27 protein-coding genes and 2 pseudogenes are annotated in these 21,746 nt (G+C 69.9%); 12 read left to right on the top strand and 17 right to left on the bottom strand.

Annotation, left to right across the window (positions count from 1 at the left end; genetic code table 11):
- Nucleotides 1-134: 134 nt before the first annotated feature.
- Nucleotides 135-953: an IclR family transcriptional regulator domain-containing protein gene (locus ACX28W_RS00145; RefSeq protein WP_458996674.1), complete on the top strand. Its 819-nt coding sequence runs from the start codon at nucleotides 135-137 to the stop codon at nucleotides 951-953.
- Here the strand turns inward: ACX28W_RS00145 and ACX28W_RS00140 are convergent.
- The 4 genes from ACX28W_RS00140 to ACX28W_RS00125 all read right to left on the bottom strand — a co-directional run bounded on the left by ACX28W_RS00140 (nucleotide 904) and on the right by ACX28W_RS00125 (nucleotide 4,012).
- Nucleotides 904-1,842 (bottom strand): PDR/VanB family oxidoreductase, encoded by a 939-nt coding sequence (locus ACX28W_RS00140; protein ID WP_458996673.1) that lies wholly within the window; start codon nucleotides 1,840-1,842, stop codon nucleotides 904-906. The two genes, ACX28W_RS00145 and ACX28W_RS00140, sit on opposite strands and share 50 nt — an antisense overlap.
- On the bottom strand, nucleotides 1,839-2,009 hold the full coding sequence (locus ACX28W_RS00135; RefSeq protein ID WP_458996672.1) for a hypothetical protein: 171 nt from the start codon (nucleotides 2,007-2,009) through the stop codon (nucleotides 1,839-1,841). Before ACX28W_RS00135 ends, ACX28W_RS00140 begins: the two co-directional genes overlap by 4 nt.
- Nucleotides 2,006-3,070, bottom strand: coding sequence for an aromatic ring-hydroxylating dioxygenase subunit alpha (locus ACX28W_RS00130; RefSeq protein ID WP_458996671.1), 1,065 nt, complete (start codon nucleotides 3,068-3,070; stop codon nucleotides 2,006-2,008). The genes ACX28W_RS00135 and ACX28W_RS00130 overlap by 4 nt, the downstream gene beginning before the upstream one ends.
- Nucleotides 3,071-3,718: 648 nt before the next feature.
- Nucleotides 3,719-4,012 (bottom strand): transposase, encoded by a 294-nt coding sequence (locus ACX28W_RS00125; RefSeq protein ID WP_458996670.1) that lies wholly within the window; start codon nucleotides 4,010-4,012, stop codon nucleotides 3,719-3,721.
- 141 nt (nucleotides 4,013-4,153) lie between these two features.
- Between ACX28W_RS00125 and ACX28W_RS00120 the strand changes: the two are divergent.
- The 3 genes and pseudogenes from ACX28W_RS00120 to ACX28W_RS00110 form a co-directional block, all read left to right on the top strand.
- A pseudogene (locus tag ACX28W_RS00120) lies at nucleotides 4,154-4,558 on the top strand (carbohydrate kinase family protein); the annotation flags it as partial.
- A gap of 12 nt (nucleotides 4,559-4,570) precedes the next feature.
- Nucleotides 4,571-5,371 carry a maleylpyruvate isomerase family mycothiol-dependent enzyme gene (locus tag ACX28W_RS00115; protein ID WP_458996669.1) on the top strand — a complete coding sequence of 267 codons (801 nt, stop codon included), beginning with the start codon at nucleotides 4,571-4,573 and terminating at the stop codon, nucleotides 5,369-5,371.
- 725 nt (nucleotides 5,372-6,096) lie between these two features.
- Nucleotides 6,097-7,170: a fatty acid desaturase family protein gene (locus tag ACX28W_RS00110; RefSeq protein WP_458996668.1), complete on the top strand. Its 1,074-nt coding sequence runs from the start codon at nucleotides 6,097-6,099 to the stop codon at nucleotides 7,168-7,170.
- On the opposite strand, the gene ACX28W_RS00105 is transcribed toward ACX28W_RS00110, so the two are convergent.
- The 7 genes from ACX28W_RS00105 to ACX28W_RS00075 form a co-directional block, all read right to left on the bottom strand.
- Nucleotides 7,164-8,021, bottom strand: coding sequence for a hypothetical protein (locus ACX28W_RS00105; protein WP_458996667.1), 858 nt, complete (start codon nucleotides 8,019-8,021; stop codon nucleotides 7,164-7,166). The two genes, ACX28W_RS00110 and ACX28W_RS00105, sit on opposite strands and share 7 nt — an antisense overlap.
- A 59-nt stretch (nucleotides 8,022-8,080) precedes the next feature.
- Nucleotides 8,081-9,295 carry a ferredoxin reductase gene (locus ACX28W_RS00100; RefSeq protein WP_458996666.1) on the bottom strand — a complete coding sequence of 405 codons (1,215 nt, stop codon included), beginning with the start codon at nucleotides 9,293-9,295 and terminating at the stop codon, nucleotides 8,081-8,083.
- Nucleotides 9,296-9,583: 288 nt separating this feature from the next.
- Nucleotides 9,584-10,027 (bottom strand): hypothetical protein, encoded by a 444-nt coding sequence (locus tag ACX28W_RS00095; RefSeq protein ID WP_458996665.1) that lies wholly within the window; start codon nucleotides 10,025-10,027, stop codon nucleotides 9,584-9,586.
- Nucleotides 10,027-10,650, bottom strand: a complete 624-nt coding sequence (locus ACX28W_RS00090; protein WP_458996664.1) for a hypothetical protein — start codon at nucleotides 10,648-10,650, stop codon at nucleotides 10,027-10,029. The genes ACX28W_RS00095 and ACX28W_RS00090 overlap by 1 nt, the downstream gene beginning before the upstream one ends.
- A 124-nt stretch (nucleotides 10,651-10,774) precedes the next feature.
- Nucleotides 10,775-10,948, bottom strand: coding sequence for a CsbD family protein (locus ACX28W_RS00085; RefSeq protein ID WP_458996663.1), 174 nt, complete (start codon nucleotides 10,946-10,948; stop codon nucleotides 10,775-10,777).
- Between the two features lie 92 nt (nucleotides 10,949-11,040).
- A complete protein-coding gene (locus tag ACX28W_RS00080; RefSeq protein ID WP_458996662.1) occupies nucleotides 11,041-11,208 on the bottom strand; it encodes a hydrophobic protein in 168 nt (55 codons plus the stop codon).
- 116 nt (nucleotides 11,209-11,324) lie between these two features.
- Nucleotides 11,325-11,537, bottom strand: coding sequence for a hypothetical protein (locus tag ACX28W_RS00075; RefSeq protein WP_458996661.1), 213 nt, complete (start codon nucleotides 11,535-11,537; stop codon nucleotides 11,325-11,327).
- A gap of 384 nt (nucleotides 11,538-11,921) precedes the next feature.
- Here ACX28W_RS00075 and ACX28W_RS00070 point away from each other — a divergent pair, with 384 nt between their 5' ends.
- From ACX28W_RS00070 to ACX28W_RS00055, 4 genes are all read left to right on the top strand, one after another.
- Nucleotides 11,922-12,128, top strand: a complete 207-nt coding sequence (locus ACX28W_RS00070; RefSeq protein WP_458996660.1) for a hypothetical protein — start codon at nucleotides 11,922-11,924, stop codon at nucleotides 12,126-12,128.
- 146 nt (nucleotides 12,129-12,274) lie between these two features.
- Nucleotides 12,275-12,676 (top strand): ANTAR domain-containing protein, encoded by a 402-nt coding sequence (locus tag ACX28W_RS00065; protein ID WP_458996659.1) that lies wholly within the window; start codon nucleotides 12,275-12,277, stop codon nucleotides 12,674-12,676.
- Entirely contained in the window at nucleotides 12,673-13,029 is a 357-nt protein-coding gene (locus ACX28W_RS00060; RefSeq protein ID WP_458996658.1) for a PRC-barrel domain-containing protein, read from the top strand. Before ACX28W_RS00065 ends, ACX28W_RS00060 begins: the two co-directional genes overlap by 4 nt.
- A gap of 40 nt (nucleotides 13,030-13,069) precedes the next feature.
- The gene (locus ACX28W_RS00055; protein WP_458996657.1) at nucleotides 13,070-13,429 is read left to right on the top strand and encodes an ANTAR domain-containing protein; all 360 of its coding nucleotides are present in this window, start codon (nucleotides 13,070-13,072) and stop codon (nucleotides 13,427-13,429) included.
- A gap of 188 nt (nucleotides 13,430-13,617) precedes the next feature.
- On the opposite strand, the gene ACX28W_RS00050 is transcribed toward ACX28W_RS00055, so the two are convergent.
- Complete coding sequence (locus ACX28W_RS00050; RefSeq protein ID WP_458996656.1) at nucleotides 13,618-14,997, bottom strand: diacylglycerol/lipid kinase family protein; 1,380 nt, start codon at nucleotides 14,995-14,997, stop codon at nucleotides 13,618-13,620.
- Between the two features lie 325 nt (nucleotides 14,998-15,322).
- On the opposite strand from ACX28W_RS00050, the gene ACX28W_RS00045 reads away from it, so the two are divergent.
- Both ACX28W_RS00045 and ACX28W_RS00040 read left to right on the top strand, forming a co-directional pair.
- Complete coding sequence (locus ACX28W_RS00045) at nucleotides 15,323-16,141, top strand: SigB/SigF/SigG family RNA polymerase sigma factor (protein ID WP_458996655.1); 819 nt, start codon at nucleotides 15,323-15,325, stop codon at nucleotides 16,139-16,141.
- A complete protein-coding gene (locus ACX28W_RS00040; RefSeq protein WP_458996654.1) occupies nucleotides 16,138-16,974 on the top strand; it encodes a DUF1206 domain-containing protein in 837 nt (278 codons plus the stop codon). Before ACX28W_RS00045 ends, ACX28W_RS00040 begins: the two co-directional genes overlap by 4 nt.
- 162 nt (nucleotides 16,975-17,136) lie before the next feature.
- On the opposite strand, the gene ACX28W_RS00035 is transcribed toward ACX28W_RS00040, so the two are convergent.
- Complete coding sequence (locus ACX28W_RS00035; RefSeq protein WP_458996653.1) at nucleotides 17,137-17,307, bottom strand: hypothetical protein; 171 nt, start codon at nucleotides 17,305-17,307, stop codon at nucleotides 17,137-17,139.
- A gap of 178 nt (nucleotides 17,308-17,485) precedes the next feature.
- On the opposite strand from ACX28W_RS00035, the gene ACX28W_RS00030 reads away from it, so the two are divergent.
- Nucleotides 17,486-17,914: a hypothetical protein gene (locus ACX28W_RS00030; RefSeq protein ID WP_458996652.1), complete on the top strand. Its 429-nt coding sequence runs from the start codon at nucleotides 17,486-17,488 to the stop codon at nucleotides 17,912-17,914.
- Nucleotides 17,915-18,105: 191 nt separating this feature from the next.
- Nucleotides 18,106-18,282: pseudogene (locus ACX28W_RS00025) on the top strand (YihY/virulence factor BrkB family protein); the annotation flags it as partial.
- Between the two features lie 376 nt (nucleotides 18,283-18,658).
- On the opposite strand, the gene ACX28W_RS00020 reads toward ACX28W_RS00025, so the two are convergent.
- From ACX28W_RS00020 to ACX28W_RS00005, 4 genes are all read right to left on the bottom strand, one after another.
- Complete coding sequence (locus tag ACX28W_RS00020) at nucleotides 18,659-19,378, bottom strand: ANTAR domain-containing protein (RefSeq protein WP_458996651.1); 720 nt, start codon at nucleotides 19,376-19,378, stop codon at nucleotides 18,659-18,661.
- 78 nt (nucleotides 19,379-19,456) lie between these two features.
- Nucleotides 19,457-20,218, bottom strand: coding sequence for an ANTAR domain-containing protein (locus ACX28W_RS00015; RefSeq protein WP_458996650.1), 762 nt, complete (start codon nucleotides 20,216-20,218; stop codon nucleotides 19,457-19,459).
- Complete coding sequence (locus tag ACX28W_RS00010) at nucleotides 20,215-20,796, bottom strand: hypothetical protein (protein ID WP_458996649.1); 582 nt, start codon at nucleotides 20,794-20,796, stop codon at nucleotides 20,215-20,217. Before ACX28W_RS00010 ends, ACX28W_RS00015 begins: the two co-directional genes overlap by 4 nt.
- An 80-nt stretch (nucleotides 20,797-20,876) precedes the next feature.
- Nucleotides 20,877-21,302, bottom strand: a complete 426-nt coding sequence (locus ACX28W_RS00005) for an STAS domain-containing protein (RefSeq protein ID WP_458996648.1) — start codon at nucleotides 21,300-21,302, stop codon at nucleotides 20,877-20,879.
- Nucleotides 21,303-21,746 lie beyond the last annotated feature (444 nt).

Below are 21,746 nucleotides of genomic sequence, written 5' to 3'. Positions count from 1 at the left end.
GGTGCTCAGCGGGAAGGTAGAGCCCTCGTAGCGACGAGGTCAATGGCCATGGCTGACAATATTGTTGACAGTTATCAAAATGTGTTCCTGACGTGCGCGGATCGCGCACGCAGTGCGTCCAATTGGAGGCGACGATGCCTGCCGCAGCACGCGCACCGCATTTCGTCCGGTCCTTCGAGCGCGGCCTCGCGGTCATCCGCGCCTTCGACGCCGACCACCCGGAACTGACGCTCAGTGAAGTGGCGCGCCGCTGTGAGGTGACCCGCGCGGCGGCCCGCCGCTTCCTGCTGACGCTCGTCGACCTCGGATACGTGAACTCGGACGGCCGGATGTTCCGGCTCACCCCACGCGTGCTGGAACTCGGCTACTCCTACCTCTCCGGCTTCACCCTGCCCAGGATCGCCGAACCGCATCTGGAGCAACTCGTCGACCGGGTAAGGGAATCGTCGTCCCTGTGCGTACTCGACGGCGACGACATCGTGTACGTGGCGCGGGTGCCCGCACATCGCATCATGACCGCGACGATCACCCTCGGCACCCGCTTCCCGGCCCACGTCACCTCCGTGGGGCGGGCGATTCTCGCGCAGCTGCCGGACGAGGAGATCGAAGCCCGGCTGGCCCGCGTCGAGTTACGGCCCCTGACCACCCGCACCATCGTCTCGGCACAGCAGTTGCGGGCCGAGCTGCGCCGCGTACGGCGTCAGGGATACGCCCTCGTCGACCAGGAGTTGGAGGAGGGTCTGCGCTCGGTCGCCGCCCCGGTGCGGGACCGGGACGGCGAGGTGGTGGCGGCCGTGAACATCCCGGTGCACGCGGGCCGCAACTCGGCCGCGTCCGTACGCCGCGAGCTGCTGCCCCCTCTCCTCGCCACAGTCGCACGGATCGAAGCCGATCTCCGAATGTCTACAGGTCCAGCACGAGCCGCTTCCCCCGGCAGCGGGAGACACAGATGAGCATGGTCTCGCCCGCCGCCCGCTCCTCCTCGGTCAGCACCGAGTCCCGGTGGTCCGGCGTGCCTTCGACGACCTCCGTCTCGCAGGTTCCGCAGGTGCCTTCGGTGCAGGAGTAGAGCACCTCGACACCCGCGGCGCGCACGGTGTCGAGCACGGAGACGTCCGCGGGCACGGTCAGCGTGCGGCCGGTACGCGCGAGCTCCACCTCGAACTCACGGTCCGCGCCCGTGTCCTGAACCTTCGGCTGGAAGCGCTCGACACGCAGCAGCCCGGCGGGACACCGCTCCTCCATGGCGTCCAGCAGCGCGCCGGGCCCGCAGCAGTAGACGAGGGTGCCCTCGCGGACCCCGGTGAGCACGGAGTCGAGGTCCAGCAGCCCGCTCTCGTCCTGGGGAGCGATCGTCACCCGATCCCCGTACCGGCCCAACTCCTCAGTGAAAGCCATGGAGTTGCGCGTCCGCCCGCCGTACAGCAGCGTCCACTCCGCGCCCGCGGCCTCCGCGGCGGCGAGCATCGGCAGGATCGGCGTGATGCCGATGCCGCCTGCGACGAAGCGGTAGCGAGGGGCGGGGGCGAGGGCGAAGTGGTTGCGCGGACCGCGCACGCGGACCGTGTCGCCGTGGTCCAACTTCTCGTGCACGTACGACGATCCACCGCGCCCGTCCGGCTCCCGCAACACCGCGATGCGCCACGCCTGACGGTCCGTCGGATCGCCGCACAGCGAGTACTGCCGCTCCAGCTCGGGCCCGACCACGACGTCGACATGGGCGCCCGGCTCCCAGTCGGGGAGTTCCTCGCCGAGCGGGTGGCGCAAGGTGAGCGCGAGCACCCCGTCGGCCATGAACTCCCGTTGCTGCACGATGAGTTCGGCCTCGTACAACTCGGTCATTGTCCGCTTCCTCGGGGCGTGTGACCTTCGGGGTGGGCGAGCATCCACTCCCACATCTCGATCGGGTCCTGGGCGGTGTGCTCGGCGCCGCAGTGACAGGTGCCGTGCAGGACGTCCGTGCCCGGCAGCCAGTCGATGCGGTAGATCTCGCCCGTGGGCGACGTCACTGGACCTTCTCCATCGGCTTGGCGCCCTCCTCGACCAGCCGGGCGAGGATGCGGCGGGCCGCGAGACCGCCGGTGTCGATGTTGATGCTCAGCTCCTGGTAACCGGTCCGCTCGGTGCCGAGGGTCTTCTGCAGCAGATTCAGCGCGTCGACGTCCTGCATGACGACCGTGTGGTTGAAGTCCCGCAGAAACGTGCTGACGTCCTCGTCCTCGCGGGCGAAGTCCCGGGAGACCGCCCAGAAGTCGTAGACATGACCGTCGCGCGACGGCGTGATCGCGTACGTGATCTCGGTGTGGAAGCCGTTCGGGTCGCTGCCGTCCGCCGCGGGAAGCACCCCGACCGGGGCGATCCGGCTGTGCAGCAGATACAGGCACGGCGCGTGGTACTCGATGTCCTGCCAGCGGGTGATTCGGCCCTCGATGCCGGTCGAGCGGGCGTAGAACGGCGGGCACTCGGCGTCGTCCATGTGCCGGCTGACCCGCACGATGCCCGCGCCCTCGTCGACCTCGGTGGTGATCGGCGTCTCGGCGACCTCGGGCGTGCCGATGTAACCGCCGTGCAGATAGGTCTCGTGGGAGAGGTCGAGGAGGTTGTCGACGAGGAGTCCGTAGTCGGCGTCGATGGGCTCCATGCCGCAGACGGTGACCCAGTCGGGGGAGTCGAGGTGCCGGGCGCGCGGAATGGCCCCCGGGTCGGCGAGCGCCGGGTCGCCGATCCAGACCCAGATCAGGGAGTCCTGTTCGACCACCGGGTAGGAGGCGACACGGGCCGTGCGCGGTATGCGTTTTTGGCCCGGCACGTACACGCAGCTGCCCGTCATGTCGTACGTGAACCCGTGGTACCCGCACACGATCCGGTCGCCGTCCAGCCGGCTCTCCGAGAGCGGGAAGCGCCGGTGCACGCACCGGTCGGCCAGCGCGACGGCCGTCCGCTCGTCCTCGGTCCGGTAGAAGACGAGCGGCTCGTCGAGGATCGTCCGCCCGAGCAGCTCACGCCCGACCTCGTGCGAGTAGGCGGCGACGTACCACTGGTTCCTGGCGAAAGTGGTCATGTGCGGCATGGCAGTTCCCGTCCCTGTCGGCGGGGCGTCGTCGCCCCGCGTGCCTGGTTGGCTTCAGGGTCCTGACGGGAGAGTCCACCGCGCAAGGCGGCTTCCTCCAGACGGAAGGGCTTCTGTAAAGGTGCTGGTCAGAGCGCTGGTCTGCCTACCGGTGATCACCAGACCGGACGCCGGCTGGCGTGGTCGTTCCCTTCACCTCCCAGGTGACCGCAGGCGGCCGCGACGACCGCATCCGCTCACGGCGCGGCCGCGGTGTCGGCGATGAGGGTGGGGTAACAGGTATCGAGCGTAATCGGCAGAGTTGGGGCGAGCGTCGGGGTTTTCTGCTGATTAAAGTTGTCCATTGGCCTACCAATTACCGTTGGAGTCGAGGTATTCCGTCTTCGGCGGGCTAGAACATGCCCACCGCGTGGGCGAACCTCTGTCCCCAAACGTTGAGGAATCCCAGCCAGTGGGGATTGGTGAGACCTATGACCAGGATCGCAAGCATGGCCGGGAAGTCTCATGAACGTGTATCAACTGTAGGGAAGCCAGGGCGCGTTCACGCCCCCTGTAGCGCAACTGTTGCCTTGGCCCTGGAGAGACTTGCTTAACGAGCTCGTACATGGTTGGTGGTGAGGCGTCGAGAAGTTTGCTTGGGCTCCGGGTTCAGATCTGCTGAGCCGATGTCAGGTCCGCGGTCTGCTGATGGGACAGGAGGTCGGCTATGGCCTGCACCGTGTCGCTCATGTGCTCGCGGCGGCCGAGATGGCGGGCCAGGGCCCGCCAGTTCTTGAGATGTGCAATGCCGTGCTCGACGCGGATACGGCGTGACGAATGTGCCTTGCGCTGGCGCTCGTACATTTCCTCGTACCAGTCCGGGGCGTTCTTCTTGAACTTGCGGTGCGGTGGTGTCACTACGCGTTCGCCGGTCTGTGCGCCCAGCCCCCTGGTAGCCGGCATCGGCGAGGATCTCGACCGCGGGCCCGCCAGCCAGGAGCCTGACCAGCCCCAACTGGCGTGCGCGGGTGATATCCGCGCAGCTCCCGGGCCGGGTCGGGCTGCCCTCAATGTCCGCCCTCGGCCCAGCCCGACCGCGACACCTACCTCCACGCCGTGCACGCCATGGTGAGCGACGCCGACGTGGTGAAGGCCAGCGACGAGGACCTCGCCTGGCTCTACCCCGAGTCGACCCCCGAACAGGCCGCGCGAGCACTACTGAAGAGCGGCTCCCGCCTGGTCGTGGTCACCTCCGGCCACGCCGGAGCCTACGGCGTCGTCGACGGCGCCGAGGCCAGGTGCCCCGCGCCCGCCGTGGACGTCGTCGACACGATCGGGGCCGGCGACTCCTTCCAAGCGGCCCTGCTCGCGGCGCTGTTGCGGCCGCAACCGAACGGAACACGCACCGTGGCCCTGCCCACGGTGCGTCATCCGAGGGCACGCGGCCCGTGCCGCAACGCCCGCCGCGGCGGCTATGAGAATCGCTGTCCGGTTGCCGGAGCACAGTGATAGACAGCCGGAGTGGAAAAGACTCTGGAGTTCCCCGATCTGCTGCAGCTGATCGACGAACGATCGACCGCCTTCCGCGCCGCGGTCGCCGCCGCGCCCAGCCTCGACGTGCAGGTGCCGACCTGCCCCGAGTGGACGCTGTTCGATCTGGTGCAGCACCTGGGCGAGGGGCGCCGCTCCTGGGCCGCCACCATCGCCGCAGGGCCTGCAGCCGTGGCCAAGTCCGCGTCGGAGGGCGCCCCGGCTGCGCCTCGGGAGCGCGAGGCCCTGCTGGCCTGGTTGGCCGCATCGACGCAGGAGCTACTGGACGCACTGCGGGAGGCCGGCCCGGATCGCGGCTGCTGGACGTGGTGGGGTACGTCGCAGTCGCCGCAGACCTGCGGCGCCGTCGCCCGGCACCAGCTCCAGGAGATCGCGGTGCACACCTACGACGCCCAGATCACCGCGGGTGCCCCGCAGCCGCTGCCGGACGAGGCGGCACTCGACGGTGTCGACGAGTTCCTGGCCACCTGCTGCGCAACTCCGAGCGCCTGGCCGCACAAGCCCACTGCCTTCGACTTCCACGCCACCGAGGGCCACTCCTGGCGCCTCACGGTCGACGGCGACGGCGCACGCTCCACACGTCTCCCCGCGCCCGGCATGACGCCCGCCATCGCTGCCGACGAGGGCCCGGACGCGGCCGGCGCCTCCGTCCGCGGCACGGCCAGTGAGCTGGTCCTCTTCATGTACGACCGTATCCCGGCGGACTCCCTGCAAGTCGACGGAGACGCAGGTCTGATCGACCTGCTCCGCGCCTGGGAGCCGGAGGAGTAGGACGTGACGATGCGCCACCTCGTCCGCCCCGAGGGCATGCCTCCGGCCAACGGCTACAGCCACGCCGTGGTGGCCTCGGGGCCGCTGATCGCGATCTCCGGCCAGGTTCCCCTGGATGCCTCGGGCCAGGCCGGCTCACTGGTCCAGGGCAGCGTGCTGGCACCCAGGTTCCGGGTGTGCCGAGTGCGAGTGCGACAGGGGTGCCTCCGAGCGCGGACGGTCGGCTGGGCGGCGCTCTGTACGGCCACATCCCTCGGGCCCTGTGACGAATCCTCGACGGGAGCGCTGGATGGAGCGGGCGGAACCCGTGGCGCGCTGGCAGCGGGCCGGCCTTCACCCTGGGCGGCGGCCTGTGGCACGACCGCCCGGTCAAACCCTCTCCCTCCGGGGCTGGTCGCAGGGGCACTTTCCGCACAGCAGGGGGTGGCACTAGGCTGCCTTGTGAGGCCCGAGCCCCCGGCAGCAGCTCAATCGCTCCGCTCCAGGGAGGCGCGCGGTGCACCCAGGTCTCGACATCAGCGACGTGCCACGCCCCAGTCCGGCGGCAGAGCATCGAGCGCACCGTGACGTGATCCTTCTCTCGGCCGGTGGCCGACCATGGTGAGCGCCACCCCGAAGTTGCCGACGGCATCCCTGGCCCGCCTTTCGGACCGGCTCCCCCTGGAGGTCGCGTACGCGACCTGCGTACCGGCGAACTGCACGCCCAGCCACGCAAGGAGTCCCCAGTGACTGCTACCGCTCTCGCGCCCACCGAAGCCGCCTTCGGCGAGGAGTTCGGCAAGGAACTCGACCGGATCCGCTCCGAAATCGTCGCCGCGCGCGGCGACGAGGACGCCCGCTACATCCGTACCGTGATCGCCGCCCAGCGCGGTCTGGAAGCGGGAGGCCGGATCGCGCTCGCCGTCTCGCTGTTTCCGCCCGCCTGGGCGGCGGGCACCGCCATGCTCTCCCTCGCCAAGATCCTGGAGAACATGGAGCTGGGCCACAACATCCTGCACGGCCAGTGGGACTGGATGGGCGACCCGGCCATCCACTCCACGACCTGGGAGTGGGATTTCCTCACGCCCGCCGAGGCCTGGAAGCACACCCACAACCACCTGCACCACACGTACACCAACGTCGTGGACCTCGACCGTGACCTCGGGTACGTCGTCTTCCGGATGAGCGCCGAGCAGGCCTGGCGTCCGCGCCATCTGGCCCAGCCGTTCTACAACTTCCTCCTCGCTCCGCTCTTCGAGTGGGGCATCGCGCTATACGACCTGGAGCCCGATGCCGTCGCCGCCGGCCGCAAGTCGTGGCGTTCCTTCCTGGACGACGTGAGCGGGTTTCTTGCCAAGGCCACCCGCCAGCTCGCCAAGGACTATGTGGTCTTCCCGTTGCTCGCGGGCCCGTCCGCGCTGCCCTGCCTGCTCGGGAACCTCACCGCCAACACGGTGCGCAACCTGTGGACCCACACCATCATCTTCTGCGGCCATTTCCCCGGGGCCGTCCAGACCTTCTCCGAGGAGCGCATCGAGGGCGAGACCCGCGGCGAGTGGTATCTGCGTCAGATCCAGGGCTCCGCCAACATCGAGGGCGGCCCGCTCTTCCACATCCTCAGCGGAAACCTCGGCCACCAGATCGAGCACCATGCCTTCCCCGATCTGCCCAGCAACCGCTATGCGGAGATCGCCCCGCACGTGCGCGAACTCTGCGCGAAGTACGGCATCCCGTACGTCACCGGCCCGTTGTGGCGGCAGTACGGCTCCACCTGGGGCCGCATACTGCGCTTCGCCGTACCGACCCCCGTTGCTCAGTGAGGGGTGGCGTCGGAACTGTTCACGGCACCGTCGCTGGACGGCGCGGACGAAGCGGACGGCGCCGGATCGCTGGGACCGGCACTGGGACCGGAGCTGGGACCGGAACTGAAGCCGGGACCAGAACTGGTGTCCGGCGCCGCGCTCGCGTCCGGCGCGGCAGGGCTGTCCGTCTGTGGTGCCGTGTCGCTGGACGCACCCGGGGTGGGTGTGGGGCTGTCGGCGGGAGCGGGGGTACCGGCCGTGCCACCGCCCACCGAGGTTCCCCTGCCCGGCTCGTTCTTGACCACGGCCGCCACCGGCTTGCCCGCGATCAGCTCCACCGCGGTCACCGTGAGCATCGCCAGGGCGAACACCAGGCCCGTCGCCAGGGCGTACTTCTTCCAGCCGATGGACCTCCAGAGGGAGCGACCCCGATAGGTGGTGATCGACTCACCTCCGAAGGACGCGGAGGCCCCCGTCGTCTTTCCGTGCTCACCACCCAGGCCACCGGGCCCGAAGGGCGGCGGCCTCGCGGCGACAGCCGTGGCGTCCGCCGGTGAACCGAACGCCGCCCGGGCGTCCGCGCGGTGTTCCGCCCGTTCCTCGCCCGGCGTCCTTGGCACCCCTACGGGCGGCACCCGGCTGCGGATCCCCTCGCCCGTCCGTCGGAAAGCATGCGAGAAGACCGCTGCGCCGGTGGTCGCGCTGGTACTGATCACGGCGGCGCCGATGATCGTCCCGGTCACCCCCAGCAGGGACGCCAGCACCGCGCCGACCACCGTCGCGAGTGCGCTCGCCACTACCTGCACGAGAGTCAGGTCGAGGACCTTGCGCTTGGGCGCCCGTGCCTCTTCGGCTCTGCGATTTCCCATCAATCAGTATCCCTTGACAGTTTCTTAAGCGGTGCGGACGGCTCAACGGGACGCCTGCCCTAGAGAGCGAGGGCGAGCGGACCTGCCGCACCGTTGACGCAGGTCTGGATCAACTCGCCCGGTTCACCGTGCAGTTCGCCGGTCCGCAGATCGCGGACGCGGCCGTGGAGCAGCGGGACGAGGCAGCCGAAGCAGATCCCCCGGCGGCACCCGTACGGCATCGCCACACCTGCCGCCTCCCCGGTCTCCAGCAGCGGCACGGACGCGGACGCGTCGGCCTCGATGCCGCTGCGCTCGAACCGGACCCGGCCGCCCGGCGCCGCGTCGGCGTCCGCCGACGGTACGGGCACCGGCCGGAAACGCTCCACGCGCAGCCGCACGCCCGCCCCGGCCGCCGCCCAGTGCCGCTCCAGCGCGTCGAGCAGCCCGTCCGGACCGCAGGCCCAGGTCTCGCGGTCGTACCAGTCCGGGCAGACCACACTCATGTGCTCCGGGGCCAGTCGGCCCGTGGTACGGGTGTACCGCGCGTGAACGCGCAGCCAGGGCAACCGGGCTGCCAGCCCGTCCAGTTCGGCACGGAAGAGGAACTCGTCCGGGCCGGGTGCGCTGTGCAGGAGTACGACGTCGGGGGCGGGCCCGGGGAAGCGGCGGCGTGCGAGGGTGCGCAGCATCCCCGCCACCGGGGTGATGCCGCTGCCCGCCGTCACCATCAGCATCCGCGGCGGCAGCGGATCCTCCGGCAGCGTGAACTCGCCTTGCGCGGGGCCGAGTCGGAGCACGGTACCGGGACGGGTCCGGTGCACCAGGTGCGGGGAGACCCGGCCGCCGGGATCCTCCTTGACCGTGATCGTCAGCGTCCGGTGCCCCGGTGCCCCGGTGAGCGGCGGGGGCGAGGTGATCGAGTACGTACGCCAGTGCCGTACGCCGTCGATCTCCACCCCCACCGGCAGGTACTGCCCGGCCCGGTGTCCTGCCCAGCCGCGTCCGGGACGGATCTCCAGCGTGGCGGCCCCGGCGCACTCCGGCCGTACGGCGACCACCCGGCCCGCGGGATGGCGCGCGGACAGCAGCGGGTCGATCAGGCCGAGGTAGTCGTCCGGCGCGAGGGGAGTCGCGAGAGGGCGCGCGAAGGTGCCGGCAAGCCGGCCCGCCGCGGCCAGTGCACGGCCGCCGCCCCGGTCGGCGAGACCGGCGAGAGCGCCGAAGAGGTGGGCCGTCGTATCGGAGACGGCCGTCGGCATCGACGGGAGGGCCAGTGTGCGCAGAACCGGCATGGGCAGGAACCCCTCTCACCACAGGGCGCACGCGGGGGCCGAGCGCGTCGGGCGGATCGGCTCGTCGGGCACATCGCGGCGTCGCGTACTCGGGATCGCTTCGGTCACGTACGTCGGCCCCTGGGTGGCGGCCCGCAGCCGGCGTTCCGCCGGAGAACCACACCGGCACGGCCAGCGGCGGGCGCGGGTCCAGAGGCGAGTGCTTCAGAGCACCGCCGCCGCATTCCGCCGGTGTGGTCCACGTACCGGCTTCCTGCGGCGGCGGTGTTTCCTGCGGGGAGGACGGTGTCACCGGCCGGCAGGCGCTGACATGTGCAGCAGTCGTTCGGTGATCTCCCGGTACTGCCTGAGCGCGAGCCGCAATTCCTCGGTCTGCGCTTCGGTGTCCGGGTCCTGCCAGCTTGCGCGCAGGGCGCGCCGCCGTTCCTGGAGGGTGTCGGTGAATTGGGTGGTGACGTCGTCGAAGACGGTGTCAGCCTCTTCGACCGCCTGGCGCGGGCTGTCGACGAAGGTGCTGAGGGCCTGTCGGAGGCGAAGGGTGAGCTTGTCCCGTTCGCCCTGCGGGAGCATCTCCGGCGTCGGCTTGCGATCGAGGCTGGGGCTGTCGGTGTTGGTGCCGGGCTCGCGCCGTGCGTCGGAGGTTTCGGCGGGAGGTGTTTGCGGGGCGCGCGGCGTCGCGGGGACCGAGCTTCCGTTCTGGGGCTGCCGTGCGTGTTCGGCGTTGTGCGACATCAGGTGCTGCTTCCCTTCGCGTGGCGGCGGTTCCGTGCCTGTGGCGCGTGGCCTTGGTCGTCATGGGCCGGCGGACTGTGCCGGTCGAAGTCGGTTGCCTGTTCGGCGACCAGTGCCTCGAAGAGGCTTCGGGCTTCGACCATGGCCTCCCGCATTTCCTCGGTGCCGCTCTGGCCGCGGGCGGCTGTGTGCATGCTGCGGTAGCCGGAGACCTGGTCGGGGTGGTGGACGGAGAGGGCGGCGAGCTGCTCCTCGAACTGCTCGCCGTCGGGGAAGCCGCGGTCTCTCGCCAGGCCGGCAAGGAGTGCGTCGGCCTGGGTGACGGCCTGCTGCGGCGAGTCGACGAACTGTTCCTGGATGTCGGCCCACTGAGCCCTGTACTGCGCGCGGGCCTCGGGCGACAACGGCTTCTCATCAAGGGAGCCGTGCTGCTTGACGCGCTCGCCGAGTTCCTGCTCGGCAACCGTGGTGTCGCCGTCGTGGTCGGCGACGGCACGGTCGTACTCGGGTCCGAAGCGGTGCTTCAGCCCGCGCCCACCGCCGGCTCGGATGCGTCCACGTCCGACGATGAGGATGGCGACCGCTGCGATGACGATCACGGCGATGATCACGATGGTGAGCATGACGGCCTTCTCTGGTTCTCGGCTCGTAGGTTGTTCGGCTTCATTGGCCGTCGCCCATCAATTCCGCGTTGGCCTGCCGGGGGTGGCGTCCACGCGATCTCGACGCCACCCAGGGCTGTGCTGGTCAGTGCCTGAAGGCGTCCTTGGCCTTGTCGCCGGACTGCTTCAGGTTTCCGGAGATCTGGTCGGTCCTGCCTTGCCGCTGCAGTCGCCTGTTGCGGGTGGTCCGGCCGATGCGTTCGGTGACCCGGCCCTTGAATGCCTGGGTCTTGTGTTTGATCGTCTGTCCGACGCTCATGGTTGTCCTCTGTTCGTTGGCTGGATGGGCTCTCGCGCGTGATCGCCGTACAGGCCGCTGTTCCCGCCGGCGTGAGAACGGCCTGGTGTGGACTACCCGCGGCTGCGGCCGTACCGACGGCCACCGCCGCGCCCGCGCATCGCGAAGCCGACGATCCAGACGACCAGAAGTACGGCGGCGACCCACCAGAGGGCCTGCATGGTGAAGCCGAACCCGAACACCACCAGGATCAGCAGAAGGAGAAGAATCCACAGAATCATTGCCGGGCCTCCAGATCGCGGGAAGTTCCTGAATCCGCGGGGTCCTGGCGAAGCGGGAAGGTGGAATGCTGCCGCGGAATGATCCGGAGCGGCATAGCCCTACGCCGTGCTGTCAGTCAACGCCCGGCGACTTCCCTTGTCAACGCAGTGTCGACACGCGGGAGTTCTGTGAGCGGGGCAGGGGCCGCTGGGACAGACAGAGCCTCGGCGGGAGTGTCGACCGGCTCGGCCGGCGGCGTCGGCAGGACGTGGTCCTCCCACCAGGACAGGCCCATGACGGTGGCGAGGAGGACGAAGGGGACTGACGCCGGAACGATGAGTACGTACATGCGTGCCACCTGTGGTGGGATGCGTGCGACGCGGCGGGCAGCAGATGGACGGTGCCCGCATGGGGCGCATCGAGGCCGTGCCGGGACGGCATGGCGACGGCGGGTGCCGGAGCGGCCCGTTGGGGGGCGGGGTGGGTTCCGGCACTGATGCGCGAGGTGCGCCCCCGAAGGAGCGCGAGAGGTGATCGACGCTGCCGGGGGCTCGGGCCGTACCGTGCACGCTAGCCCTTGCCGCGCCTCCTGGACAGACTGCAAGTGGCCATCCGGTCTCGGCGGAGGACGCTGGCGTGGGCCGCTATCCGCAACCTCTGGGGAGGACTAGTGTGTTCGAACAGGCCCTGGCCCCCGGCAGTGATGCTTTGTTCCGCTCCGGGGAGGCCCGCCGTGTTCGTCCTGCTTCTCATCGTCGCTCTGATCTTGTTCGGTTTCGGGTTCCTCAACCCCCTCTGGTGGGTGGCCGCGGCCGTGTTGGTCTTCGGCGCCACCCGCTACGGTCGCGATCGTGGTGGAGGCCGGGGCCGTGGCGGCGGGTCCGATTACGGGGAGTACCGGGACCGCCGGGAGCGTCAGGACCGCTGGGACCGTCGCTAGAGCCGTCAGCACCGGGCGCGCTGGAGGCGCGAGGACCGTCGGGACCGCGAACGCCGCGGGTGACCGATGCACCGGCCTGGCATCCAGAGGCTCCGGGACGGCTTCGGCCACACCGGACGCACCGCAATCGTCGAGAGGTACGTGCCATGCACCGCACAACCAAGCTCCCGGGGGATTGGTGGGATCTGACGGCCGAGACCTCGGTAGAGGACCCGGCGGGTGAGGATGTCGTGGCGCTGCGCGCCGAGGTCGATCAGCTGCGGCGGGCGCTGGCCGGCCGTGCGGTGATCGATCAGGCGTGCGGCATGGTGATGGTCCTGGTCCCCTGCCGCCGTGGGCCGGCCAGGAACCTGCTGGTGGACATGGCACGGCAGTGCCACACCAGTCTTCCGGAGGTGGCTGCGGCCGTGGTCGCCGCCTGGGAGGGCGAGCCGCTCTCGCGGTTGATGCAGCGTGCGCTGCGGCGTGCGTTGCGGCGGCTTTACGCGGAAGACCGGGGGTGCGACTCACCACCGGCGGATGAGCCGACCGGAAGGGGAAGGCCATGATTCACGCAGCAGACGTCCGCGAATGGCGCAACCGCGACGTCGTCGATACCGAGGGCCGCAAGATCGGTGTGCTCGAAGCGGTCTATGTGGACACCACCACGGACGAGCCGGCCGTGGCCACGGTACGGACCGGACTGCCCACCCGGCACCGTCTGCTCTTCGTCCCCATCGATGATGCGATCGCCGGGCCGGACTATCTCAAGGTCGGCTATGTCAAAACGCTGGTGAAACAGGCTCCTTCGATCGGTACCGACGACGTGCTGCCCGCCGAGCAGGAGGAAGCGATCTTCAGGCATTACGGCTTGGCCTACAAGCCCGGTGCGGCCGGCGAACGGCAACTGGCGCGCCGCTGACCGCCTATGGACAGGATGACTGCCTTGTGAGGTACGCACCATGCACCAGGTGACCACACCCCGCGAAGAACGGCGGCTGTTGACGGCCGTGGCTTCGGCGGAGGAAACGGCTCTACTGGCCGAAGTTGTCGAACTGCGCGCCAGGAATGAGCAGTTGGGGCGGGCGCTGGCGAGCCGTGCGGTGATCGACCAGGCGAGCGGCATGGTGATGGCCCTGGCGCCGTGTTCCAGCGGCAGGGCATGGGACCTGCTGGTGGACGTGTCGCAGCACTGCAACATCAAGCTCCGAGACGTGGCTGCGGCTCTGGTCGCCACGACGAAGGACGAGAGGCTACCGGAGCCGATACAGCGGGAGCTGCGCCGGGGGCTGCGACGCCTTCATCTGGCAGACCGGCGGTGACGGCATGCGCGGCCGGCGGACGGCACCGGGGCTGTGAGCTCAACTCTCCGGTGCCTTCGTCCAGGACGGCCGTCGAACGCCTCTGCTGTGTAGCCCACCTCGTGGAACTCAACCACCGGCCTGGCCTTTCCCGATCCCGAAGCCGTTGAGCGGGCAGAACGCTCGAGAGCGCCACTCCGCCGGCGGCGTCACTGCGGTGGCGGCAGGTAGACGGTGAGCGCACGTGCCGCTTTGTCGAGGTGGAGCGCGTCAGCCGCCGGACTCACTTCGCCGTCACGGGTGTAGTCCTCGTCCTCGCTCATTCCGTCGATCCGCAACCTGGTGACGGTGGTGGCCTGGTAGACGCGGGAGCGGGCGAGGGTTCCGGTCAGGAAGGCGGTGACGAGCCGGGTGCGGGCGAAGGGGTGGCTGCCGTCGACCGTGCGGATGTCGAGGAGTCCGTCGTTGAGGCTGCGGCGGTAGGAGGGGGCGAAGCCGGGCGGGTCGTAGCGGCTGTTGCCGGCGAAGAGCAGCCACAGCCGCCGGTGCCGCCCGTCGACGGTGATCTGGCTGGGTGTGCCGTCGGCGAGGACGCGTTGCAGGCCGATGCACAGAGCGGGCCACTTGCCCAGGCGCGTCTCGCGGACTTCGCGGGCCCGGACGAGTTCGGGATAGACGCCGATACTGAAGGTGTTGAGGAAGTACGTGCTGGCACCGTCTGCGGAGGTGACCCGGCCGAGGTCGACGGCTCCTCCGCAGCCCGCCTCCACGGCGTCGGCGGTGGATTTCAGGGTCGGCAGGCCGAGGTCGGCGGCGAAGTGGTTGAGGGTGCCGGCGGGGAACACGGCCAGTGGCAGTCCGCTTTCGAGGGCGCGGACCGCTGCCGCGTTGACCGTCCCGTCGCCGCCGACGACGCCGAGGGCGCCACCATGGGCGAGTACGTCCTTGGCGGCTTGGTCGAGCACCAGGTGCAGGTCGACGCCGCTTGCGCAGAGCCGTATGTCCGTCATCGGCAGGAGGGTCCGTAGTTCGGCTTCGGCCGGGGTGTCGCCACCCGCGTCGCTGTTGACGACGGCGATCAGTCCCAGGCCGGCGGGAAGCGCGGGTACGGGGACGTTCGGCCGGGCGGTGTCGGCGGGTTCGTCCACGTGTAGCGGCCACCAACGGCAGGTCGCCGCCGCGACACCGACCCCGAGTGCGGCACCCGCGAGCACTTCACCGGGCGAGTACGTGCCGGTGCGGGCGCGGAAGACGGCGGCTGCCGTGGCCAGGGCGATGAGCGCGGCTCCCAGCTTGGGCGACTCCAGGGTGACGGCGGTCGCGAAAGCCGCGACGGCGGCCGCGTGCCCGGACGGCAACGCCCGGGTGGCGGGCCGAGGTGGAAGCCGGTGGCCGGAGGCCGACTTGGCGGCGATGCCGACGGCGGCGGAGGCCAGGGCGAGCGAGCCGGTTGCGCGCAGTGCGGCACGACGTGCGCTGCGGTTGCCGGACAGACCCATGACGGCCGCGCCGGCCAGCCACGGCAGCAGGGTGTGGGAGGAGGCGACGCGCGCGAAGAGCCGTGCATCGAGTGCGCGGGGGTGTCTCATGCCCGACTGCGTACCCGCGGCGATGCCGATCACGCGGCCGCCTGCCCACACGAATTGGTCAACGGTGCCTGCCGCGTTGCCCGTTGACCATCAGGTTCCAGACGCGACCGCCCAGGGGCGTCTCCAACTTCGCCGCCCGCGCGTCCCGTGGGCAGCCGCGGTTGCGTGGCACAGAGCTTGTTAGAAAGCGGGCTGCCTGGGAACTCGTCCGAGGTGCTTCGGACCGGAGGCACGCCCGTGGGAGCAGCTGTCGCTGCTTCCTTGTGTGCTGCGGTCTGCCGGCTCCCACGGTGAGTGACGCCACCGATGAGGGAGACACGTGTCGATGCCGGACGTACGTACGCAGGGCTTACGAAGCGCGCACCGCTATGACGATGCGCCGGACACCGATGCCGCGTTCCTCCGTATCGCCGCTCTGCCGGACGGTCCGGAGAGGTCCGCGCTGCGGCAGGAGGTGGTGTGCGCCTGGATGCCGATGGCCGTACGGCTCGCCCGGCGCTTCCGCCATCGCGGTGAGACTTTCGAGGACCTCAAGCAGGTCGCCCAACTCGGCCTGGTCAAGGCGGTGTCCCGCTTCGACCCCGGTCTCGGCACCGCCTTCCCGAGCTTTGCCATACCGACGATCCTCGGCGAGGTGAAGCGGCACTTCCGTGACGACCTCTGGGTCGTGCATGTGCCGCGGCGTGTACAGGAGCTGCGCGGCCTGGTCCGCTTCGCCGGCCATGAGTGCGCTTCGCTCAACGGCCACGAACCCTCCGTCCCCGAGATCGCCGCGCACACCGGCCTGACCGAGGCGGAGGTACAGCTGGGCCAGGGTGCGCTGGAGAGCTTCGCCGCTCTGTCCTTGGACGCCGTGCCCGGCCACTCCGCGGACAGCCATCCACTGACCGACACGCTGGGTGGCATGGAGCCCGGCTTCGACCTGATCGTCAACCGTGAGGCGCTCCGCCCGCTGCTGAAGGCACTGCCCGAACGCGACCGCCAGATCCTGTACATGCGGTTCTTCTGCGAGATGACACAGGCCCGCATCGCCCTGCAGCTCGGTCTCTCCCAGATGCACGTCTCCCGTCTGATCACTCGCATTTGTGCACGCCTGCGCGACCAGGTCATGGCCGACACCCACGCTCTGAGGAGGGCAGCGTGACGACATCCCGGGTGCACGGGCGGCGCCGGGCCGCCAGGCCCAACGCCCGTCGTTCCGTGGAGAGGCAGACACTGACTGCCGCCGGACGGGCGGGCTTCGCCGCGCGAGGCGTGGTGTACGTCCTCATCGGTGCACTGGCCGTCCGGATCGCCCTCGGCAGCGGCGGCGAGACGGCGGACCGCCAGGGCGCGCTGGCCCAGATCGCGGCGCAGCCCTTCGGGAAGACCATGCTGTGGGCGCTGGTCGTCGGGTTCGGCTGCATGGCGTTGTGGCGGGGCGCTCGCGCGGTCCTTGGCAGGGGGCTTCGGCGTAAGGCGGCCTCGCGAGTCCTTGACGGCGGACGGGCGCTCTTCTACGCCGCGGTCTGCTGGGCCACCGCCGCGTACGCCGCCGGGGGCGGCCAGGGTTCCAGTGGCAATGCGCAGTCGCAGGACTGGACGGCATCGGCGCTCAAACTGCCCTACGGCCGGGTGCTGGTGGGTGCCGCGGGCTGCCTTCTGATCGGCGTCGGCGGGGTACTCGCCGTCCGGGCGGCCATGCGGCGCTTCCTGCGGCAACTGGACACCGGCACCATGAGCCACCGTACGAAGCAGGTCGTCACCGCCCTGGGCGTGGGAGGCGGCGTGGCGCGTGGTGCGGTGTTCGCCGCGGCGGGGATCTTCATCCTGGTGGCAGCCGTCCGCTTCGACGCGGACGAGGCCAAGGGCGTGGACGCGACGCTCCGTAGCTTCACGCAGACACCGGTGGGGCCATGGCTCTTGGTCGCCGTCGCGATCGGGCTGGTTCTCTTCGGCGTCTTTTCCTTCGCCTCGGCCCGCTGGCGCCGCCTGTGAGCGCCCGACCCAAGCCGGATCCGCCGGCTCCTCCCGCAGGCTCGCCCTTGGGCCCGAGCCGTCACCACGCAATGGTCGACACAACAGCAGAGAACCGTCCCGCCCCCGTCACCGACCGCATGCGGGCATGCGGAGCGGCGGTCCGCCGTCTACCACGACGCGTCAGTGGGCCGGGCGTCGGCGCGAGCGCGATACCGAGCGCACGAGCAGGTAGAGCACGGCGGCGATGAGGAGCAGCACGCCGATGGAGAGCAGATACAGCATGCCGTCGACGACAGCGCCGATGACGACCAGCGCGATCGCGCCGCCGAGAAGAACCAGGAAGAAGACCATGGCGCTACGCCTCCTGGGGTCGTGGCGGATGGGCGGACCAGAGGTCGTCCACCAGTAGTGCCAGCGTCCTCCGGTCGTACGCCTACCTCAATTTCAGGGTAGACGCAACCTCTGGCGGTGGCGTGCCGGGTAGAACGGTTCTACCGTGAGGACAGGGAGCAGTTCCCAGGAGCACGTCATGATCATCCTCGGGCTCGTCATTCTCGTCGCCGCGGTAGTCATCGGCGTCGCCGGCGTTCTTTCCAACAGCGGCAGCGCCCACGAACTCACCGGCGGATTCTCCGTCTTCGGAGTCGATGTCACCGGCTCCACCGGCACTCTCTTCCTGTACGGCATCGTCGTCGGGGCGGCGGCTCTGCTCGGGCTGAGCCTGCTCCTGACCGGTACACGCCGCACCGCTCGTCGCGGCCGCACCGCACGGCGCGGGCTCAAGCAGTCTCGGCGCGAGACAGCCGCAGCCGAACAGGAACGGGGCGTTCTGATCAAGGAACGCGACTCCGCCCGTGCGCAGACGGCGCAGACGGAGAGGGGTGACGAAGACCCTGCCAAACCCGTCGGACAGCCCCGTCACAAGGACCACTGGTTCCGCCACCGGGCCGCTCACTGACGATCCCGGTCGGCCGCCGGGCGACCTGCCGCGCGCCCCACAGACGGCCTTGCCGCACCGGACGACCTCGCGCCGCAGCGGTCATCATCGGCTTGCTCCGGTGCAGCCCTCGGCAAGCATCGGGCAGCGCGGCTCTCATACGCCGGAAGGCGGTGCGGGTTCCCCGCTGGACGCAGGAGCGGGTGTTGCTCATGGCATGGCCGGCAAGGCTGCCGGTGATCGGAAAGCTGATGCGTACGCACGCTTGGCGGGCGTTCGAGCGGCTGGATGCCGTCCACTGGGCCAGGCTCGCCGCGGCCATCACCTTCACCAGTTTCGTCGCGCTCTTTCCGCTGATCACCGTGGGCGCGGCGATCGGTGCCAAGCTGCGCCGTGCCGGTCGCCGTCGTGCTGTGGATCAACCTCATGGCCAGGCTGCTGCTGTACTGCGCCGCTTGGACAGCAACAGCAGCGGGGACGGCGGTGCGGTCCGGCGAGACAGTCGAGGGCGTGGGCCCGGAGCCCGGGATCAGCCCCGCAGCCGGCGGAGCACCACAGCGGGCGTCAGTCGGCAGCGCACCGCGCCTCCAGAAGCACGGCCCGTGATCCGAGCGTGGTTCTTCCTGCTCGGGCAGCTGCGTGCGGTCACCGCCTCGGCGACGGAGTCAGGCCGCTAGGGGGCTTCTGATGGATCTCCGCGGCGTCGCGACGCCCGGCACGCCGAGAGCACGCACCGAACGCTGCTCCTTCTCCCACGGAGATCCATCAGAAGCCCCCTAGTCCGGGAAGGGGTTCGGAGTCGTCGATGAAGGCGCGGGCCAGATCGGACAGGCGGCGGTTGTGCGCACGGGCGTAACTACGCAGGGTGGTGAAAGCCTGTTCCATGTCGATGTTCTGGCGTTCGGCGAGTTTGCCCTTGGCCTGTTCGATCAGTACGCGGCTGTTCAGCGCGGTCTGCAGCTGTTCGTTGAGGACGGTGCTGCGGTGTACGGAGCGCTGTTGGAGCAGGCTGATGGTGGCGACGTCGGCCAGGGCCTGGGCGACAAGTGTGCCGACCGGGTCGAAGGGGCCGGGGGCGGCGTGGAAGAGGTTCAGGGCGCCGACGGTCTCGTCCCGCAGGCGCATGGGCAGGGCCTGGACGGCCCCGAATCCGCTGCGGTGGGCCGCCGCGACGAAGCGCGGCCAGCGGTCGATCTCCCGGGTCAGGTCGGTGACTGCCACGGGTGTGCCGGTGCGGAAGCAGTCCAGGCAGGGGCCTTCGTCGTTCTGGAGCTGGAAGAGTTCCAGCAGGCGTACCCGTTCGTCGGAGGCGGCCATGACGCGCAGTTCGCCGTTTCGGTCGGCGAGCAGCACGCCTGCGGCGCTCGCGTCGAGCATTCCCACGCAGCGGTCGGTCAGCAGGCGCAGGAAGTCGATCAGGTCGAAGTCGGCGACCAGGTTGTCCGCCAGCTCGACGAAGGTCTTGGCCAGGAGCTGCTGATTCATCGTGACACCCTCGATTGAGACTAGTCCCGCCGGGAGGGGGCGGGAAGCACGGCACGTTCATCGGATGGCACCGGTGCGTCAGGTTTCCTCGTCGGTCCGTTCGGGTTCCGTGTCCGGGGAGAAGCGGAGCCGGTGAGCCACCACGTCGGCAGCCACGTCGGCGAGCCGGCGTCCCTGCATATAGGCGTAGGCGCGGAGCCGGACAAAGGCTTCGTCGATACCGACACCGAGCTGGACGGTGAGGATGCCGGTGGCCTGGTCGATCTCCGCCCGGTATCCGCCCAGGTCCTCGAAGCCTCGATCTGCCAGTGCTCCGTCGACCGGTGCGCCCGTCTCCTCGATCCGTGCGTCGAGCAGGAGCAGCGTCGCGAGATCGGCGAACGCCAACGCATCGGCCAGCTCCTCCGCGCCCAGCACAGTCGGCACGTCGGCATACAGGTCGAGAACTCCCGGGCTGATCGCCCCCATCTGGAGGGGGAGCGCGAACACCGCGCGTGCCCCGGCCTCCAGGGCCGCATCGGCGAACACGGACCAGCGGTCCTGCAGTCGACCGGTCAGCAGATCGGGTGTCAGGACGGCCGAACCGTGGGTGAAGGCGTCCACGCACGGCCCCTCGCCCAGCGTGAGCTGTAGCTCCTCCAGCTGTTCGCTGATGTCGTCGGTGCTGCACAGCGGATGGCTCGCCGCGGTCCGGGACATCGCGGACAGTCCGGCTCCGCCGACCGGGAGTGCGGCCACCGCCGCCGTGCACACATCCACCACACCGACCCGGGCACCACGCAGGGCCGCCTGTTCGGCGACCAGCACCTGAATCCGCGCCGAGCGGCTGTCGGACCTCATCCTGGCCACCGGGTCCAGGCATCGTGCGTAAGGCCCTCCAGTCTCGCCGCGGTTCGTTCCCCGACGGGAAGGACCAGCACCCGGAGCAGCGTGGCGCTGATCGGCCTCCAGATCTCTCCTGCGTCCAGCCATCCCCAGGAGCGGAGCGCAGCGAGAGTTGGGCGATCAGCCCGGTCCACCAAGGTGGCGCCGAGCGACGCCTGATGGTCGGTCAGCAGCCGCACCTGCAACCGGCGGGCCACGTCCTGGTCCTGCGGGTGCGGGCGGACCAGGATGTCGGTGATCGCGAAGACACTGCCGGACTCGGTGAGTTGCTCGATGCTGCGCGGCAGTGCCCCGTCGAACCCGAGCCACCAGAAGCCGTCGCTGCGCACCGGGAATCCGTAGGCGCATCCCATCAGGTGGTCCGTCTCCGCGATCACCATGGCGAACCCCGGCCGCCGGATGTCGCCGGCGAGACGGTTCAGAAAGTCTTGGCGGCCTGGAGGGCGGTACTCCTCACGGGGTGATGTCTCGCGGGAGTCCACGTACAGGTCCGCGAGCCCTCCGCTCACGCCCTGCGCCTGCCAGCGGTTCACCCGACGTAAGCGGACCGCATCCATGGTGGACGGCTCGCCGCCATGGGACTTGTGCGGCTGCCTCCGCTCCGGCCGGGCCGTCACCGCACATCGCCCGAGAGGACGGAGGCGAGTGGAACAGTCCGCTGCGGCGGGGCTTGGGCGGCGGGGGCGGGAACACCTCCGAGAGGAGGTGACAGATGCCCGAACGGAACGCCGAGGAGCAGGAACCCGGAGCCGGTGAGGTCGAGTATGAGGCCCAGCATCGGTGGCGGGTGGTGCAGTAGCAGGGCTCCGCCGGCCTCCGTGGTCTGCTGCGCGGCGTGCAGGAAGGCGTTGAGGCCGCTGCAGTCGCAGAAAGTGACGGGGGTGAGGTCGACGTCGATGGTGCGCATGCCGTCGCGCAGGCACCGCACCAGTGCTGCGCGCACCAAGGGCGCCGATTCCAGGTCGATCTCACCGGCCAGGGTGATCAGCGCCCGGTGCCTTCGGTCATGACGGTAGACGGTGAGCTGCGGTAGGGGCATGACGCCTCGGTTCAGAAGACCATCCGGCAGTGCACGCGGTGACGCCGGGATTCCCGGCCCCCTTGGCGCGCTCCGGCAGGGGCGTACGTTCGAAGGAGGCGGAGCAAGGCCGGTCCGACAGTCTGTGCGACAGGACAGCGGACCCACCCAGTTCCCTCCAGGGATGCGCCGGGTGACGGAGGAAAGATCCGCTCCCTGCAGCCATCTGTGTCGAGCAACGACAAGCCGCCGGGGTCTGGGACGTCCGTAACGCAGCATAGTCCTCAACCGGGTCCGGTGGACGGCCGGAAGTCGCCCATTCCCAGGGTGTGGACAGTGCCAAAACGCGGTGGCGCGCGCATATGCGGTGCCCTGCACGGTACTTGGGCTAGGGCCTGTCCGGCGGATCATGCCGGAGACGCGGGGTCCGGCACGCCGATCTGCGGCGTTGTCGTCGGTTGCCGA

Source organism: Streptomyces sp. SD15, assembly GCF_054462255.1.
Note: the sequence above shows the minus strand (reverse complement) of the source record. Positions and strands in the feature narration are given on the sequence as shown.

Coding starts and splice junctions, on each gene's coding strand:
- ACX28W_RS00145 (WP_458996674.1), top strand. CDS start 135: ATGCCTGCCGCAGCACGCGCACCGCATTTCGTCCGGTCCTTCGAGCGC.
- ACX28W_RS00140 (WP_458996673.1), bottom strand. CDS start 1,842: ATGACCGAGTTGTACGAGGCCGAACTCATCGTGCAGCAACGGGAGTTC.
- ACX28W_RS00130 (WP_458996671.1), bottom strand. CDS start 3,070: ATGCCGCACATGACCACTTTCGCCAGGAACCAGTGGTACGTCGCCGCC.
- ACX28W_RS00125 (WP_458996670.1), bottom strand. CDS start 4,012: ATGCCGGCTACCAGGGGGCTGGGCGCACAGACCGGCGAACGCGTAGTG.
- ACX28W_RS00105 (WP_458996667.1), bottom strand. CDS start 8,021: ATGGGAAATCGCAGAGCCGAAGAGGCACGGGCGCCCAAGCGCAAGGTC.
- ACX28W_RS00100 (WP_458996666.1), bottom strand. CDS start 9,295: ATGCCGGTTCTGCGCACACTGGCCCTCCCGTCGATGCCGACGGCCGTC.
- ACX28W_RS00095 (WP_458996665.1), bottom strand. CDS start 10,027: ATGTCGCACAACGCCGAACACGCACGGCAGCCCCAGAACGGAAGCTCG.
- ACX28W_RS00090 (WP_458996664.1), bottom strand. CDS start 10,650: ATGCTCACCATCGTGATCATCGCCGTGATCGTCATCGCAGCGGTCGCC.
- ACX28W_RS00085 (WP_458996663.1), bottom strand. CDS start 10,948: ATGAGCGTCGGACAGACGATCAAACACAAGACCCAGGCATTCAAGGGC.
- ACX28W_RS00080 (WP_458996662.1), bottom strand. CDS start 11,208: ATGATTCTGTGGATTCTTCTCCTTCTGCTGATCCTGGTGGTGTTCGGG.
- ACX28W_RS00075 (WP_458996661.1), bottom strand. CDS start 11,537: ATGTACGTACTCATCGTTCCGGCGTCAGTCCCCTTCGTCCTCCTCGCC.
- ACX28W_RS00065 (WP_458996659.1), top strand. CDS start 12,275: ATGCACCGCACAACCAAGCTCCCGGGGGATTGGTGGGATCTGACGGCC.
- ACX28W_RS00060 (WP_458996658.1), top strand. CDS start 12,673: ATGATTCACGCAGCAGACGTCCGCGAATGGCGCAACCGCGACGTCGTC.
- ACX28W_RS00055 (WP_458996657.1), top strand. CDS start 13,070: ATGCACCAGGTGACCACACCCCGCGAAGAACGGCGGCTGTTGACGGCC.
- ACX28W_RS00050 (WP_458996656.1), bottom strand. CDS start 14,997: ATGAGACACCCCCGCGCACTCGATGCACGGCTCTTCGCGCGCGTCGCC.
- ACX28W_RS00045 (WP_458996655.1), top strand. CDS start 15,323: ATGCCGGACGTACGTACGCAGGGCTTACGAAGCGCGCACCGCTATGAC.
- ACX28W_RS00035 (WP_458996653.1), bottom strand. CDS start 17,307: ATGGTCTTCTTCCTGGTTCTTCTCGGCGGCGCGATCGCGCTGGTCGTC.
- ACX28W_RS00030 (WP_458996652.1), top strand. CDS start 17,486: ATGATCATCCTCGGGCTCGTCATTCTCGTCGCCGCGGTAGTCATCGGC.
- ACX28W_RS00020 (WP_458996651.1), bottom strand. CDS start 19,378: ATGAATCAGCAGCTCCTGGCCAAGACCTTCGTCGAGCTGGCGGACAAC.
- ACX28W_RS00015 (WP_458996650.1), bottom strand. CDS start 20,218: ATGAGGTCCGACAGCCGCTCGGCGCGGATTCAGGTGCTGGTCGCCGAA.
- ACX28W_RS00005 (WP_458996648.1), bottom strand. CDS start 21,302: ATGCCCCTACCGCAGCTCACCGTCTACCGTCATGACCGAAGGCACCGG.